The 13,305-nt window shown below is 44.4% G+C and carries 14 protein-coding genes; 3 read left to right on the top strand and 11 right to left on the bottom strand.

The window, feature by feature from the left end; all coding sequences use genetic code 11:
• Nucleotides 1-30 precede the first annotated feature (30 nt).
• Entirely contained in the window at nucleotides 31-2,265 is a 2,235-nt protein-coding gene (gene helD, locus ACI35L_RS01425) for an RNA polymerase recycling motor HelD (RefSeq protein ID WP_439802087.1), read from the bottom strand.
• A 78-nt stretch (nucleotides 2,266-2,343) separates the two neighbouring features.
• Here helD and ACI35L_RS01420 point away from each other — a divergent pair, with 78 nt between their 5' ends.
• Nucleotides 2,344-2,592: a hypothetical protein gene (locus ACI35L_RS01420; RefSeq protein WP_439802086.1), complete on the top strand. Its 249-nt coding sequence runs from the start codon at nucleotides 2,344-2,346 to the stop codon at nucleotides 2,590-2,592.
• A 60-nt stretch (nucleotides 2,593-2,652) separates the two neighbouring features.
• Here the strand turns inward: ACI35L_RS01420 and ACI35L_RS01415 are convergent, their stop codons facing one another.
• Nucleotides 2,653-4,185, bottom strand: a complete 1,533-nt coding sequence (locus ACI35L_RS01415) for a hypothetical protein (RefSeq protein WP_439802085.1) — start codon at nucleotides 4,183-4,185, stop codon at nucleotides 2,653-2,655.
• Between the two features lie 209 nt (nucleotides 4,186-4,394).
• Between ACI35L_RS01415 and ACI35L_RS01410 the strand changes: the two genes are divergently transcribed.
• Nucleotides 4,395-4,922, top strand: coding sequence for a biotin transporter BioY (locus ACI35L_RS01410; protein ID WP_439802088.1), 528 nt, complete (start codon nucleotides 4,395-4,397; stop codon nucleotides 4,920-4,922).
• Nucleotides 4,923-5,021: 99 nt separating this feature from the next.
• Complete coding sequence (locus ACI35L_RS01405; protein ID WP_053103737.1) at nucleotides 5,022-5,723, top strand: type 1 glutamine amidotransferase domain-containing protein; 702 nt, start codon at nucleotides 5,022-5,024, stop codon at nucleotides 5,721-5,723.
• A gap of 87 nt (nucleotides 5,724-5,810) precedes the next feature.
• Here ACI35L_RS01405 and trhA read toward each other — a convergent pair whose 3' ends face one another.
• The 9 genes from trhA to ACI35L_RS01360 all read right to left on the bottom strand — a co-directional run.
• Nucleotides 5,811-6,455 (bottom strand): PAQR family membrane homeostasis protein TrhA, encoded by a 645-nt coding sequence (gene trhA / locus ACI35L_RS01400; RefSeq protein WP_049670704.1) that lies wholly within the window; start codon nucleotides 6,453-6,455, stop codon nucleotides 5,811-5,813.
• A 112-nt stretch (nucleotides 6,456-6,567) separates the two neighbouring features.
• Nucleotides 6,568-8,010, bottom strand: coding sequence for an NAD(P)H-hydrate dehydratase (locus ACI35L_RS01395; protein ID WP_439802084.1), 1,443 nt, complete (start codon nucleotides 8,008-8,010; stop codon nucleotides 6,568-6,570).
• 155 nt (nucleotides 8,011-8,165) lie between these two features.
• Entirely contained in the window at nucleotides 8,166-8,639 is a 474-nt protein-coding gene (locus tag ACI35L_RS01390) for a DinB family protein (RefSeq protein ID WP_439802083.1), read from the bottom strand.
• Between the two features lie 83 nt (nucleotides 8,640-8,722).
• Nucleotides 8,723-9,508 carry a tryptophan synthase subunit alpha gene (trpA, locus tag ACI35L_RS01385; protein ID WP_439802082.1) on the bottom strand — a complete coding sequence of 262 codons (786 nt, stop codon included), beginning with the start codon at nucleotides 9,506-9,508 and terminating at the stop codon, nucleotides 8,723-8,725.
• Entirely contained in the window at nucleotides 9,498-10,706 is a 1,209-nt protein-coding gene (gene trpB, locus ACI35L_RS01380; protein ID WP_439802081.1) for a tryptophan synthase subunit beta, read from the bottom strand. Before trpB ends, trpA begins: the two co-directional genes overlap by 11 nt.
• Complete coding sequence (locus ACI35L_RS01375; protein WP_439802080.1) at nucleotides 10,706-11,323, bottom strand: phosphoribosylanthranilate isomerase; 618 nt, start codon at nucleotides 11,321-11,323, stop codon at nucleotides 10,706-10,708. The genes trpB and ACI35L_RS01375 overlap by 1 nt, the downstream gene beginning before the upstream one ends.
• Complete coding sequence (gene trpC, locus ACI35L_RS01370; protein WP_439802079.1) at nucleotides 11,320-12,108, bottom strand: indole-3-glycerol phosphate synthase TrpC; 789 nt, start codon at nucleotides 12,106-12,108, stop codon at nucleotides 11,320-11,322. Before trpC ends, ACI35L_RS01375 begins: the two co-directional genes overlap by 4 nt.
• Nucleotides 12,093-13,133 (bottom strand): anthranilate phosphoribosyltransferase, encoded by a 1,041-nt coding sequence (gene trpD / locus ACI35L_RS01365; RefSeq protein WP_439802078.1) that lies wholly within the window; start codon nucleotides 13,131-13,133, stop codon nucleotides 12,093-12,095. The genes trpC and trpD overlap by 16 nt, the downstream gene beginning before the upstream one ends.
• Nucleotides 13,126-13,305: glutamine amidotransferase-related protein (locus tag ACI35L_RS01360; RefSeq protein ID WP_439802077.1), on the bottom strand; the 180-nt coding region annotated here is incomplete at its 5' end. The genes ACI35L_RS01360 and trpD, both read right to left, overlap by 8 nt.

The following is a 13,305-nucleotide window of genomic DNA, read 5'->3' as shown; positions in this document are numbered from 1 at the left end:
GGAACGTTAAACGTTCCTTCATTAAGGTCTTCATGATAGGACAAATGCCCTTTCCTCTTTACTCATCAAATGGAGTCTATGCATGGCCCTTGTCATGGTTACATACAGCAATTTTAGATCAGTTTCATTTTGTTCATGATATCTTTCATCATGACTAAAGGCGATTACACAGTCAAATTCCAGTCCTTTGGCCAGATAGGAGGGAAGGATGATAAGCTTTCCCTTTGGAATGGACATTTTTTCTTCCAAAAGGCTTACAGCAAAGTTTCTCTTTCGGAGAATTTGATAGGCTAACTTGGCATCCTTTGCTGTTTTGGTAATGATGGCAAAGGTGTGAAAGCCTTCCTCCCTCCATTTTGCCGTTTGTGCTTTTACAGCCTCAGCCCACTGTTCTCCCTTTTCAAAGGAAAAGTATTGTGGTGCTTCTCCATGCCGCACGATCGGCTCAACGATAGGAAAATCATAGGGGAGCTTTTCGAGCAGCCTATTCGCCTCATTCATAATCTCAATCGTTGTCCTGTAGCTTTTCTTCAGCTCCTTATAGCTTGCCCGCGGGAAGATCTTCTCGGCTACTTCCTGCCAGCTCGTAATCGAACGATAAGAATGAATCCCTTGCGCGAGATCACCTACTAAGGTGAACATATCCGTTTCAAGAGCAGTCTTTAAAGCAGAGATCTGCAGGAAGCTATAATCCTGAGCCTCATCAATAACAACATTCTTTGCCTTCTGTCCAGGCTGAATGCCATAAAGCTTTGCATGGAGGTAGAGAAGCGGTCCAACGTCTTCTGCCTCATATTTCTTTTTGGCAAAAATCTTTTGGCTGTAGGTGCATAAGTCAGCCGCATCCGTTTCTGACAGCATCCCTTGGGCGTAATCACAAAGTCTTTCGGGTGAAGTGAATAATTGCTTGTAGTGTGTAAAGGTATCATGCTTCTTAATGGATTTCATATAACGGGTTGCAGCCGTTCTCATCTCCGCTTTTATATGGTTCAGGCGGAGATCCTTTCGCTTAAGCACCTCTGAAATATAGGCTTTCCTCTTCTCCTCGGCTCCTTTGAAATTTAACCCCTTCTCCATCTTCGCATCATAATGGGCGATGATTTTCTTCAGCATCACGTCCTTATGACTCTTCACCTGCTGCTGCAGGACCCTCTTAATCTTATCTAATCGTTTATAAAGCGGGAGATACGTATATTCCTGTGTCAGCAAATGGTTTAGTTGACTAGCCTGATAAAGCTTGAATGAATCAACCTTGAAATCTTCATGGAAATACAGACCGCTTTTGATTTCCTCAAAATAATGATCTAATATCCGCTGAAAGAGCTCGCTCCCCTTCAGACCGGCAAGCCTTGCTGCCGCACTTTCCCCGCCTAAGACCTCGATCAATTTACGGTCTTCAACGAGAGGGATTTTCTTGCCGATAGCCTCCTCGACATATTGGGCATAGGTCGCCTGCCTCACGCGCTCAGCTCCAAGCTCCGGCAAGGCTTCTTGGATATAATCCATAAATAGGGCAGTTGGGGTCAAGATTAATAAATCTGCCGGATTGAACTGATCTTTATAATGGTAAAGGAAGTAGGATATACGGTGAAGGGCGATCGTTGTTTTTCCGCTTCCTGCTGCTCCTTGGACGATGACCGGTTTATTAAGATCCGCACGGATAATTTCATTTTGCTCCTCCTGGATAGTTGCGACAATCTCCGTAAGCCTGCTCACCGAACTCTTAGCCAATGTTTCCTGCAGCAATTCATCAACCGTCGTCAAATCAATATCGCGCAGGTCTGTGAGCTCGCCGTCTTCAATCATCAGCTGTCGCTTCAGTGTAATCTCACCATCATACGCTTCACCCTCTGAAGTATACGATACATGTCCAAGTCTGCCGTCATAGTACAAATTGGCAATCGGTGAACGCCAGTCAATAATGAGCTGTTCTTGATTATCCCGCTGGAACAAGGAAGTCTTGCCGATATATAATCGTTCCGATACTCCAGAATCAGCGGGCGTGAAATCAACGCGGGCAAAATACGGCTTAGGCAAAGCCCGCTTCAAGCTTTCCCACTCATCATTCGACATTTGATAAAAAGCGGCGGTCGTTAACAGCTGTCCATATTCCGTGTTTTCTTCCCAATCTGTATCCTCAAAGGTTTCCTTCATTTTTTGCAAGAACTGCTCCTTGCTTGTTCTGGCCGTATCAATCACAACTCTCATGTATTGTTTGATAAATTCCAGTCTTTCCTTTTCAAGCTGAAAGGCTGACTCTTCCACAGTAAATCCCCCTTTTTGACCTCCTGATGCGAATAAAGTTCCCTCATCCATCCGATACTGTTTGCTGGAGGTGGAAAAATGAATCGAACACAAATAGAAGCCATATTCATTGAAAATGGCCTATCGTCCCTTTATAAAGCATATGAGTATCCATTATATCTCCACGGACTCTTAGATCACAACGAATTTACCCAACAACTAGACTTATTCCTATCCTGGTATGATTTCCCCGATTCCCCTTTGCCATTCGATACCTTCCTCTATCATTACCGAATATTCAGTCATATGCTGAAGCAAAAGGAATGGGCCGATTTCGTTGGCTTCTGAGCCATAAATAAAAGCCAGACATCCTTCTTCTAGATGGAGAAGGAATGTCCGGCAGGCGAATCAAATGAGATATGGACCATAAAGTCCCGTCATCATGACGATATTCAACCCGATATAATAGGAAATACCCGCATACAGTCCCATATCCTTATTGGTTACCAATTTATAAATTCCATAGGAAACGGCACTGATGACTAACGGCCAAATCACCATACTATTCGGGAATGTCAAATAGTCAGGTGCCATCGAGAATAAGCTGTCCGACAATACACTGTTAAAAACATATAAGACGGTTCCAACATAGAGAAGGATGCCCACCGGCTCTATCCAGCCTTTATGATTCTCAAATTCTTCCTTACGTAAAAACATCATAATTGTGTAGAAAATCAATGAAGGAATAACCCATATCATCCCAAAGAAAAGCATGATAAGGCTGCTGAAAACACCACTGATGAAGTCATATAGGGCCATGCGGTAATCCTCTTTCGTCTTCACCATGGAAGATTCGACATACCCATTCCCATTAAAGGTGCCATAGGTTTGATATTGCTTTCCGCCATAGGTTTGCCAAAGAATATGGTTTTCTCCCGCCCACATTGGGCTTAAGCTCGTATCGGATGAGGTGCTTCTTCTAAAACTTACCCACTCTCCGTCCTGCTTTGTGTTAGCGAAGTAGACATTATAGCCGGATTTTTTCCCCTCTCTTTGCCCTTCAGATACAAATAGCAGCTCCAGTTTTCCATCCAGATAACGCATATTGAAATAGCGCGGATTAGCTAATCGTGCACCATTGCTTCCATCTGTGAAAAGCATCCATTCATCCCCATTCACCTTAAAATCCTTCGGGTTAAAGGTAATGAGATTAGCGTTATTTGTTCGTTCTCCTTGCGACATCTTAAATGTTTCAATTAAGATGGATGCTTCCTGACCATTAGAATCATAGAGGATATTTTCTATAGTCGCGTTGTTTGATGAAGACCAAGCATACAGCTCGTTCAGTTCTTTCCCTTCCATTAAATAGAATTGAATATCAAGCGGAGTCGGGTTGGTTGCAACTAAAATACTTCCATCCCCATCAGCGGATTTAACATGACTGATTGGGTCCTTTACAGTCACTAATACACTACTTTTTTGTTTACCTGTTTCATAGAGATAAATCTCTTTTTCGTTCCAATAGAGAATGTTTTCATTCGTCGGATAAAAGGAGTGAACCTCCTCATCAATGAGGGTTGACTTCCCATTTTCATATAATTGCAATTTCTTGTCCTGTAAATAGAAGAAGCGCTGTCCATCTCCCCAAACCGGTGTGTCGACATCAATACTAACCGGAATCACGGTTTCTTTGATTGTCTTATAGTTCTGATCTGTTATCGTATACCTAACTTGATCATCACTCGGCAAGTACATATGAATCTCTTTATTCTTAGTAAAGCTGTATTGCTGCATCGGGTATTTAGAAGCCCCCTCTACCTTGGAGGCACGGCCCCACCCTTCATCTGGCAAGGTAACCGCTAAATTAACATTATAAAAGTAATACAAGCCAAAAAGAGCCAACAGAATGACTATTGGCAGCACCTTTGCCTTTTTATTCAACACTTTCCCCCCCTAATGACTATTGATTCTATTTCTCACTAGACCCCAACTGATTATAGCACAATTGTTAATAAATGTATGTAATTTTTAAAATATTCAAATCATTACAAAAGACTATTCACAAAAGGGTTTTTGTGTTAACTTATAATCAATATTAGTTAACTTATTTATTGAGGAGGAAAAAAGTGCGCCGTTCAAAAACAAAAAATATGATGATAATCGCGATGTATGCGGCTATTCTCTCTATTTTGGCTCAGGTCACAATCCCGCTTCCGCTTATTCCCATCACTGGACAGACGTTAGCAGTCGGACTTATTGCTACCATCATTGGTTCCCGGTTTAGTACATATACCGTCCTCATCTATCTTGCACTAGGGACCATTGGAATTCCTGTCTTTTCAGGATTTACCAGCGGCCTTGGTGTTCTATTCGGACCGACGGGAGGTTATTTATTCGGCTTCATCCCCGCCGCTTTCCTGACTGGTTATTGGTTAGAGAAGAGAGGGTTCACGATTACTCAAGCCATCATAGCCAATTTAATTGGTATGATTGTCACATTGATCTTTGGGGCTCTTTGGCTGAAAACAGCCGCTTCATTATCCTGGAATGCGGCTTTACTAACGGGTATTACACCGTTTGTCCCAGTTGGCATTCTTAAAGCCATGATGGCTGCCTACTTAGGAATCTTAATTCGAAAAAGACTGTTTTCTGCCAGACTTCTGCCAGCTGCCCAGTAAACATGCCGTGTACGGACCTATTACGAGAGAGAAAAAAAGGCAAAAATCGTGGAAATATGATAAAATGTCATTTTATCTCACCGTAAAGGAGGTTCTGAATTGAAAAAGAAAGTATTGGCAATTGTCACAAGCCACGGAACGATGAAAAAGGATACAGATAAAACCGGGTTATGGTTCAGTGAACTCGTGCATTTCTATGATGTCGTAAGAGTCGCTGGGTTCCCGATTGATATAGTGAGCATCAATGGAGGCAAGGTGCCGATTGACCCAAAAAGCCTGCTTCCGGTCATCATGGACCAAACATCAAAAACCTATCATCTCGACCCTTATTTCATCAGTAAGCTTGATCACTCATTGCCACTTGAAGAGATCAATGGACAGGATTATGATTGCGTCTTCTTTGCCGGAGGTCATGGTACCCTATGGGATTTCCCTGAATCAAAGAAAATCCAAGAAATCACGGCCGCAATCTATGAAAATGGCGGTCTCGTAACAGCTGTCTGCCATGGACCTGCAGCATTCCTTCGCACGCGCTTATCAGATGGCACCCACCTTCTTGAAAATGTCGAAGTGACCGGGTATTCAAATATAGAAGAAAAACTGATATTCCAAGGGGGAAAAATTCCTTTTTATCTTGAGGATGAACTGCGGTCTGTCGCCAAGTCCTATAAGAAATCAACGATTCCTTTCACCAGTCATGTGGTGGAGGACAAACGAATCATCACCGGACAAAATCCGCAAAGTGCGCGGGCAGTGGGCGAGAAAACCTTAAAAATCCTGCAAGCGCATGTATATCAATAAGAGTTCTGTCAAAGAACGTTCGATAAAAAAGCCGATTCACTCCTCCTGCTTCGTCAGGAAGGTCTGAATCGGCTTTCTTTATATTGATTATAGGGGCAAAATATATAGGAAAATGGATAGAAAATGGAGAATGGAGGCAACAAGCACCATTAAATGCCATACAGCATGATGATACGGAAAACCTCTCCATACGTAGAAAATAGACCCTAATGTGTATAAAAGCCCCCCATAAATAAGCATCTGCAGCCCCATCGGCGGCACCGCTTGTGAAAGGGGCTCCCACGCTACCACAATCATCCATCCCATGACAATATAAATTAAGGTGGAAATGATCATTAATTTCCTTAAGAAAAACGCCTTAAAGATAATGCCCAAAACGGCTAATCCCCATACAAGAGCCAGCAGCGTATATCCCGTCTTGCCGCCTATGGCAATTACCGCATAGGGTGTGTAGGTACCTGCAATAAACAAGTAGATGGATGTATGGTCAAATAACTCCAAGACCATTTTCGTCTTTCCTTCAGGAAATGCATGACATAATGTCGAAAAGGTAAATAGCATCAGCATGGAAATTCCATATATCAGGACAATCGCGAGCCTGCCAGTTGCTCCGTTTACGACAGTATTCGTAATCATGAGCACTAAAGCTGCAATGGAAAGTCCAACTCCTATCCCGTGTGTAATGGCATTCACTACTTCTTCTTTCTTCGTATACGTATAGACACGATCCATGACATGGCTCCCTTCATGTTTTCTAAGTCTATTCCCGTTTATGAGTTTTTTTAGCATCAAATCATTCATTTTTTTCAAAATTTGATGTGATTCAACAAAATCTTTTGTAGACCTACTCTAGGTCTAACCTCCGAAGCAGCTCAGGCCATATTCGCATAATATCCGATGCCAGCATAGCACTCGGTGCATGATTCTCACTATAAAGCTCTGCTGTCTTCCCATGAAGATAAACACCATTCATAATGGCTGCTTTCCGGTACCCTTGAGTAAGGAGCCCTAGCAGGATTCCTGTTAAGGTATCCCCTGTCCCGCCTTTGGATAATCCCCTGTTTCCTGTAATATTTACATAGCCAGTTCCGTCGGGAAAAGCAATAACCGTATTCACTCCTTTCAGCACGACTGTCACCTGATGTTTGACCGCATAATCGCTTGCTGTCTGAATCCGGTTCTCATTCACTTCCGCGGCGGTTTTCCCTGCTATCCTTGCCATTTCTCCTGGGTGTGGTGTCAAAATAATAGGACCCTTCCGCTGTTTTGGATAGCTGCGCTCTGAGAGGGCTCCTGCGTCTAGGATAAGCGGATAATCTGTTTCATTAAGATAGGCAGCAATCAGCTCCTCTAGTGATTCATCAGGATTGATGCCTGGTCCAATGGCCACAGCTGTATACTTTTGCGTTAAATCCTGCTGCCAGTTTGATTTCGAACGATCTACATATGTAGCCTCAGGCAGGGAAATGGTGCATTTATGCGCTACTTCTTCCTCTGTTGCAATCACAAGCTTTCCGATTCCTGCACGCATAGCCCCTGTTCCAGCGAGCAAAGCACAGCCAGGCATCTGTCTGCTTCCAGCAATCAGTAATCCAGTCCCGAACGTTCCTTTATGTGGATTTTCCTCCTCGACATGCCATGTTGCCCTTACATCATCCTCCGTCCAAATCCGGAATCTCGCCTGCGAAGGGAGCCCAATATCCACAATATGCAATTCGCCATAATAGGTGCTTGACGGATACAAGAAAGCAGATGGTTTAGCCCCATGAAGACAGAAGGTGTGATCCGCCTTAAAGGCTGCCTGTACTCTTCCACAGTCTGCTTCTGTTCCAGAGGGAATGTCGATCGCCATCTTTAAGGCGTTGGAGTCCATCCATTGCTGGTGCAATCGATTCATCTCCTCCGTGAAAGGCGGCCTGAATCCTATTCCAAATAGACCATCTATTAAGACGTCATAATTCCCGTCCAACTGGCTTGAATAAGCATATCCCAAGCTTTGATAATAGGCCAAATGATCATGAGCCACTTGTGTAGACGGAATACCTAATGGGAAAATCAGCTCTGCCTTAAACCCGTGGTTCTTCAAAAGGCGTGCAAGGACAATTCCATCGCCTCCATTATTCCCGCTGCCTGCGAGAATACCGATTCTCTGTTCCTTATCTAGAAGCTTCTTCATTCCCTCAAACAGAGCATGTCCGGAATTCTCCATTAAGGTATTGATAGATAATCCGTTTGCATCTGCTGTTTGGTCACTATCCCTTATCTCCCTTGCAAAATAGATATTCATAATGAGCAAACCTCCTTTGAAATTATTATACAATAATAACTATTATTAGTCTGAAAATTTTGTTTGTTTTCGAAACAACCTTTTATATATCCCCTGCATATCCATAAAAAAAGCATTCAGATTATGGATTCTGAATGCCTTTATATCCTTAATAATTAACGGCTCTCCACAGTAATCAGTCTTTTGATGGATTGGATCTGCCCAAGATGCATGGCTTCATGATGCAGGATCAAATGGAATAATTCTTCCCGGTCTTCAATCTTCAGGCTCGGAATAGGACTTGAAATCTTTTCGCTCCAAAATTCTTTCGGTAAGTCCTCAATCCTTCTTTCCTGTGTCTCTAATTGTTTTATCAGTTCCTCTAGGGAAGGAGCACTTCTCTGCCATCTTGAAGGAGCTGTCCCACTCTCAAAAAAGCTTGCATACAACTTAGGAACAGGAGAGCTTCCCTCTGGATATCCAAATAGAAAACTCTCTGCGCTGACTAAAAGATGACCCAGCTGCCACCTGATAGTATTAGAGAATCCCTCTGGTTGAAAGTCCGCTTCAGGTTCCGATAAATCACTCACAACCTCTTTCAATTTTTTACGTGTCAGATAAAATTGATTTTTCATTCCGGCTGTTTTCATCAAATTCCCTCCCGATGCAACTGAATAGTCCACATATGTGGCCATGTTCATTCATACCCGCTAACAGCTTTTGGAAAACAACATCAGACTTTAGTTGAGGACAGCTTTATTCCTGCAACAAATGTTCCAATCCCTTCTCTGTCTTGATGATGCAGGGCATCCACGATTTTCGAACCGACAATGACCCCGTCACAAAAGGTCAGCAGGGCATTAGCCGTCTGCGGATTGGAAATTCCGAACCCTGCATAAACAGGTGTGTCAGTCATTTCCTTCAGCCTCTGGACTCTTTCTCGTAAATAGTTCTGTTCGAGCTCAGCCTTCTCCCCTGTCACACCATTTACGGTAACGGCATATAAGAACCCCTCAGCCATGCTGCTTAAAGCCTGCAATCGTTCCAATGATGCCGTCAGCGGTACTAACCGGATCAAGACGATGCCCGTATCATTTAGCGGCTCCTTAAAGAGTGCTTCCTCCTCCAGCGGGACATCCGGTATTATACAGCCTGAAATCCTTGCATTCGCAGCCTCCCTTGCAAAGTGTTCCGGCCCCATTTGCATGATTGGATTGGCATAGGTCATGATAATGAGCGGAACTGAAAATTCATGCTTAGAGAGTTCTAATAAGACTCCTCTTAAGTTCACTCCTGCCTTGAGCGCACGCAGGCCAGCTTCCTGAATACTTGGACCATCAGCTACGGGGTCAGAGAAAGGTATCCCAATTTCAACTGCCGCTGCACCAATTCCTTCCAGATAACGAATCGTTTCAGACAGCTGTTCTAAGCCGCCGTCTCCTGCCATGATATATGGGATAAAACCTTTGTCTCCGTTATCTTTACGTTTTTGTAATTGGTCAGTCAGTTTATTGCTCATTCTCTTCCCCTCCCAGTTCTTTTATGACCGTATCCATATCTTTATCCCCCCGACCTGACAGGCAGACAATGACAGATTGCTCATGGCTCATCTGCGGGGCTCTTTTCATCACCTCAGCAATCGCATGAGAGCTCTCGAGTGCTGGAAGGATTCCTTCCTTGGAAGTGAGAAGCATGAACGCCTCCAATGCTTCATGATCTGTAATGGATGTATATTCTACCCTGCCGATATCCTTTAAGTAGCAATGCTCTGGTCCGACACCTGGATAGTCAAGTCCTGCAGAGATTGAATGGGCTTCTTGTATTTGACCACTATCATCCTGAAGTAAATACATATAGGCCCCATGAAGAATCCCCTTTTTTCCCTTCGTGATGGATGCTGCATGATAATCCGTATCCACACCCTTGCCAGCCGCCTCGACGCCAATCAACTCGACCGTCTTATCCGGCAAGAAATGATAAAACATCCCCATTGCATTGCTTCCACCACCAATACAGGCCACCACCGCATCAGGCAATGTCCCGGCAAGTCTAAGCATCTGCTCCCTTGCCTCTTTACTAATTACACTCTGGAAATCACGTACAATTAATGGGAAAGGATGCGGGCCAAGAACCGACCCCATTAAATAATGGGTATCCTCAATATGAACCACCCAATAACGCAAGGCTTCATTGACCGCGTCCTTCAATGTTTTACTTCCTGATGTAACCGGCACGACCGTTGCCCCAAGCAGCTCCATCCTGATAACGTTTTGCTTTTGCCTTGCAACATCCTTTTCCCCCATAAAAATGATTGGCTCAAGACCTAGTAAAGCACAGACAGAAGCTGTCGCTACCCCATGCTGGCCGGCACCTGTCTCTGCCACGACCTTTTTCTTGCCCATCTTCTTCGCCAGGAGTGCCTGGCCGAGTGTGTTATTGATTTTGTGTGCGCCCGTATGGTTTAAATCCTCTCTTTTCAAATAAATTCTTGCTCCTCCTAAATGCTCAGTTAAGTTCTTCGCATAATAGAGCGGTGTTTCCCGGCCAACATAATTCTTCAATAAGGATTGATATTCACTTAGAAAATCATCACTCACTCCAATTCTCTCATAGGCTTCCTCTAGCTCCATTAGGGCTGGCATCAAGGTCTCCGGGACAAATTTGCCCCCGTACTCGCCATATCTTCCGTTACTGTTCTTTTCTGCTTGCACTGGCATTACACCATCTCCTCCCTCTTTACTGCATCGATAAACGCCTTCATTAAGGCTGGGCTCTTCACTCCGCCTGTTTCTACCCCGCTTGAGACATCCACCATATGAGGATGAACGATTTGTATGGCATCCCTAACATTAGCTGGGTTTAAACCGCCTGCCAAAATTACCTTCTCGTCTCTATGGCCAATGCCGCGAACCTGCCTCCAGTCAAAGGCAATCCCCATACCGCCCCTTGCCTTCCCTCCACCTGTATCCAGAAGATAATAATCAGCCTTTCCATACTTTTGGAGGAAAACATTCTCTCCTGCAATGACCGGTATGGAACGAATGATGGGCAAACCGATGATTTCATAATCAGCGGTGTATTCGTCTCCATGTAATTGAATGGCATCGAGTCCGCAGAACCCGGCAATCTCATTCACCATGAGCGGATGCTCATTGACGAAAACGCCCACCTTCAGGCACTCGTTTGGAACATTCTCCGTTATGGTCCGAACATCCGCCGGTGTGACGCGCCTTTTACTGTCGGCGAATACAAACCCCAATGCATCAGCTCCCAGTCTGACAGCAGTTTGAGCATCTTCACCTGTTTGAATGCCGCAAATCTTCACGTTCATCATAAGGGCCTTCTTTCAATTTGGCCGATCTCGGCCAGAAACTCTTCTGGGCGGGGATGTTTCATGCAAGCTTCTCCGATTAAGACGGCATCCACACCTGCTGCGGCAACCCGCTCACAATCCTCCCTGCTCTTAATGCCGCTCTCACTGACAACAATTATTGATGGGTCTGTAATCAAGCGCATGAGCGATTCCGTTGTGGAGAGATTAGTTGAAAACTCATGCAGATTCCGGTTATTGATTCCAATTAAATCAGGCTTCAAGGTCATGGCTGCCTCTAAATCCTTTTCATCATGAACCTCTAACAAGACCTCTAGACCGAGCCTGCGGGCGTGATTATATAAAATAACAAGCTTATCCTGATCAAGTATTCGGACAATAAGGAGAATGATTCCTGCTCCTGCCTGATAAGCCTGATTGATCTGCCTTTCCTCAATAATGAAGTCCTTGCATAGGACTGGCAGATTCACTTCCTTTGCCACCTTTTGCAAATCACTCATATGCCCATTGAAATAAAGTTCATCTGTAAGAACAGAGATGCCGTCCGCTCCGCCCTGAGCATATTTATTCGCCATAAAAACCGGCTCAACTGAGTGATTGATTGCTCCAAGGGAGGGAGAGGAACGTTTGAATTCTGCCAGGATTCCAAGAGTATGCTTATTGCGGACCCGTTCTGTGAAGCTGTTCATCGGCCGCTCCCTTCTCTGGGACAATCCTAATGTCTCTAGCTGCCCATCAGCCAAGTATTCCTTTTTGCTTTCGACGATTTTCGTTAAATAATCTGACATTCGTCTTCCTCCATTCTTGTGCCATACTGCTTTAATGCCTCGTATTTCCGCAGCGTTTCTCCTGAATCAATCAACTTCCCTGCCACATGAATTCCTTCGGCAAATGATGCCGCCTTCTCTGCCACATAAAGACCAATGGCGGCATTCAGGAGGACTGCATCCCTGTAAGCACTCCGCTCTCCCTTCAGCAAATGGATGAGAATTTCTGCATTCTCTTTAGGACCACCGCCTTTAAGAGTTTCATTCGCAATCACAGGCAAGCCAACTTGCTCAGGATGAAGATGAATTCGGCGCATACTCCCTCTATCAATCAAGACAATCACATTATCTCCGCTGAGAGATGCTTCATCCATCCCTCCAGCCCCGTGAATAACAGCTGCCCTCTTCCTTCCGGCTTTCACTAAAGTCCGCCCATATACCTCAAGCAAACTTTCGTCATAAATACCGACCACCTGATAGTCAAGCGGGACCGGATTCGTCAATGGTCCAATGACATTAAAAACAGTTGGGATCTTCAACTGCTTTCTAACAGCAGCAACATTCTTTAATCCTGGGTGAATATGCCCGGCATTCAGAAATACGAGATTGTGCTCCTCCAATTGTCTTCTTGCCTCGGCCTCATCATTCAATGTATTGATCCCAAGTGACTGCAGCACATCCATACTTCCTGATCTGCTAGTCATATTCCGGTTTCCGTTTTTAGCCATCTTGATGCCTGCACTTGCAAGGAGAAAGGCTGCTGCAGTGCTGATATTAAAGCTATTGCTATGGTCGCCTCCAGTCCCGCAATTGTCCATTGCCCCATGAATATCGGCCAGCTTATGGCTCGATGCTTTGCGGATAGTCTCAGATATGACATATAAATCCTCTTCATCTGCTTGATGGCTTGGATGATTCATTCCCATAAGAAAGGCAGCGATTTCCGCCTCTGAGCACGCAGATGTCATGAGCGCCTTGACCGCCTCCTCCAGCGTTTCTCCCCGAACCCTTTCTCCTCTGCTCAACACCTGTAGATATTCATGCATATATAACCCTCTCCTTTTGATTTAATGAAAGAAAATTCATTAATAGCTTTTTGCCAATCGGTGTACCAATTGATTCAGGATGAAATTGCACCCCATAAAGCGGATACTCTTTATGCTGGATTCCCATGATTTCCTGATCATCCTCTGAAACAGCTGTTTGTTCAAAGCATTC

Source organism: Pradoshia sp. (assembly GCF_051873915.1).
In the GTDB taxonomy this organism is placed as follows: Bacteria; Bacillota; Bacilli; order Bacillales; family Pradoshiaceae; genus Pradoshia.
The sequence above is the reverse complement of the archived record's forward strand: the minus strand, read 5'-3'. Positions and strand labels throughout refer to the sequence as shown.

What these genes read in the sequence shown, in the direction of transcription:
- ACI35L_RS01420 (WP_439802086.1), top strand. Translation starts at nt 2,344, where the DNA reads ATGAATCGAACACAAATAGAAGCCATATTCATTGAAAATGGCCTATCG.
- trpA (WP_439802082.1), bottom strand. Translation starts at nt 9,508, where the DNA reads ATGAGCAATAAACTGACTGACCAATTACAAAAACGTAAAGATAACGGA.
- ACI35L_RS01375 (WP_439802080.1), bottom strand. Translation starts at nt 11,323, where the DNA reads ATGATGAACGTGAAGATTTGCGGCATTCAAACAGGTGAAGATGCTCAA.
- trpB (WP_439802081.1), bottom strand. Translation starts at nt 10,706, where the DNA reads ATGCCAGTGCAAGCAGAAAAGAACAGTAACGGAAGATATGGCGAGTAC.
- ACI35L_RS01395 (WP_439802084.1), bottom strand. Translation starts at nt 8,010, where the DNA reads ATGAATATCTATTTTGCAAGGGAGATAAGGGATAGTGACCAAACAGCA.
- trhA (WP_049670704.1), bottom strand. Translation starts at nt 6,455, where the DNA reads ATGGATCGTGTCTATACGTATACGAAGAAAGAAGAAGTAGTGAATGCC.
- trpC (WP_439802079.1), bottom strand. Translation starts at nt 12,108, where the DNA reads ATGTCAGATTATTTAACGAAAATCGTCGAAAGCAAAAAGGAATACTTG.
- ACI35L_RS01390 (WP_439802083.1), bottom strand. Translation starts at nt 8,639, where the DNA reads ATGAAAACAGCCGGAATGAAAAATCAATTTTATCTGACACGTAAAAAA.
- trpD (WP_439802078.1), bottom strand. Translation starts at nt 13,133, where the DNA reads ATGCATGAATATCTACAGGTGTTGAGCAGAGGAGAAAGGGTTCGGGGA.
- ACI35L_RS01410 (WP_439802088.1), top strand. Translation starts at nt 4,395, where the DNA reads ATGATGATAATCGCGATGTATGCGGCTATTCTCTCTATTTTGGCTCAG.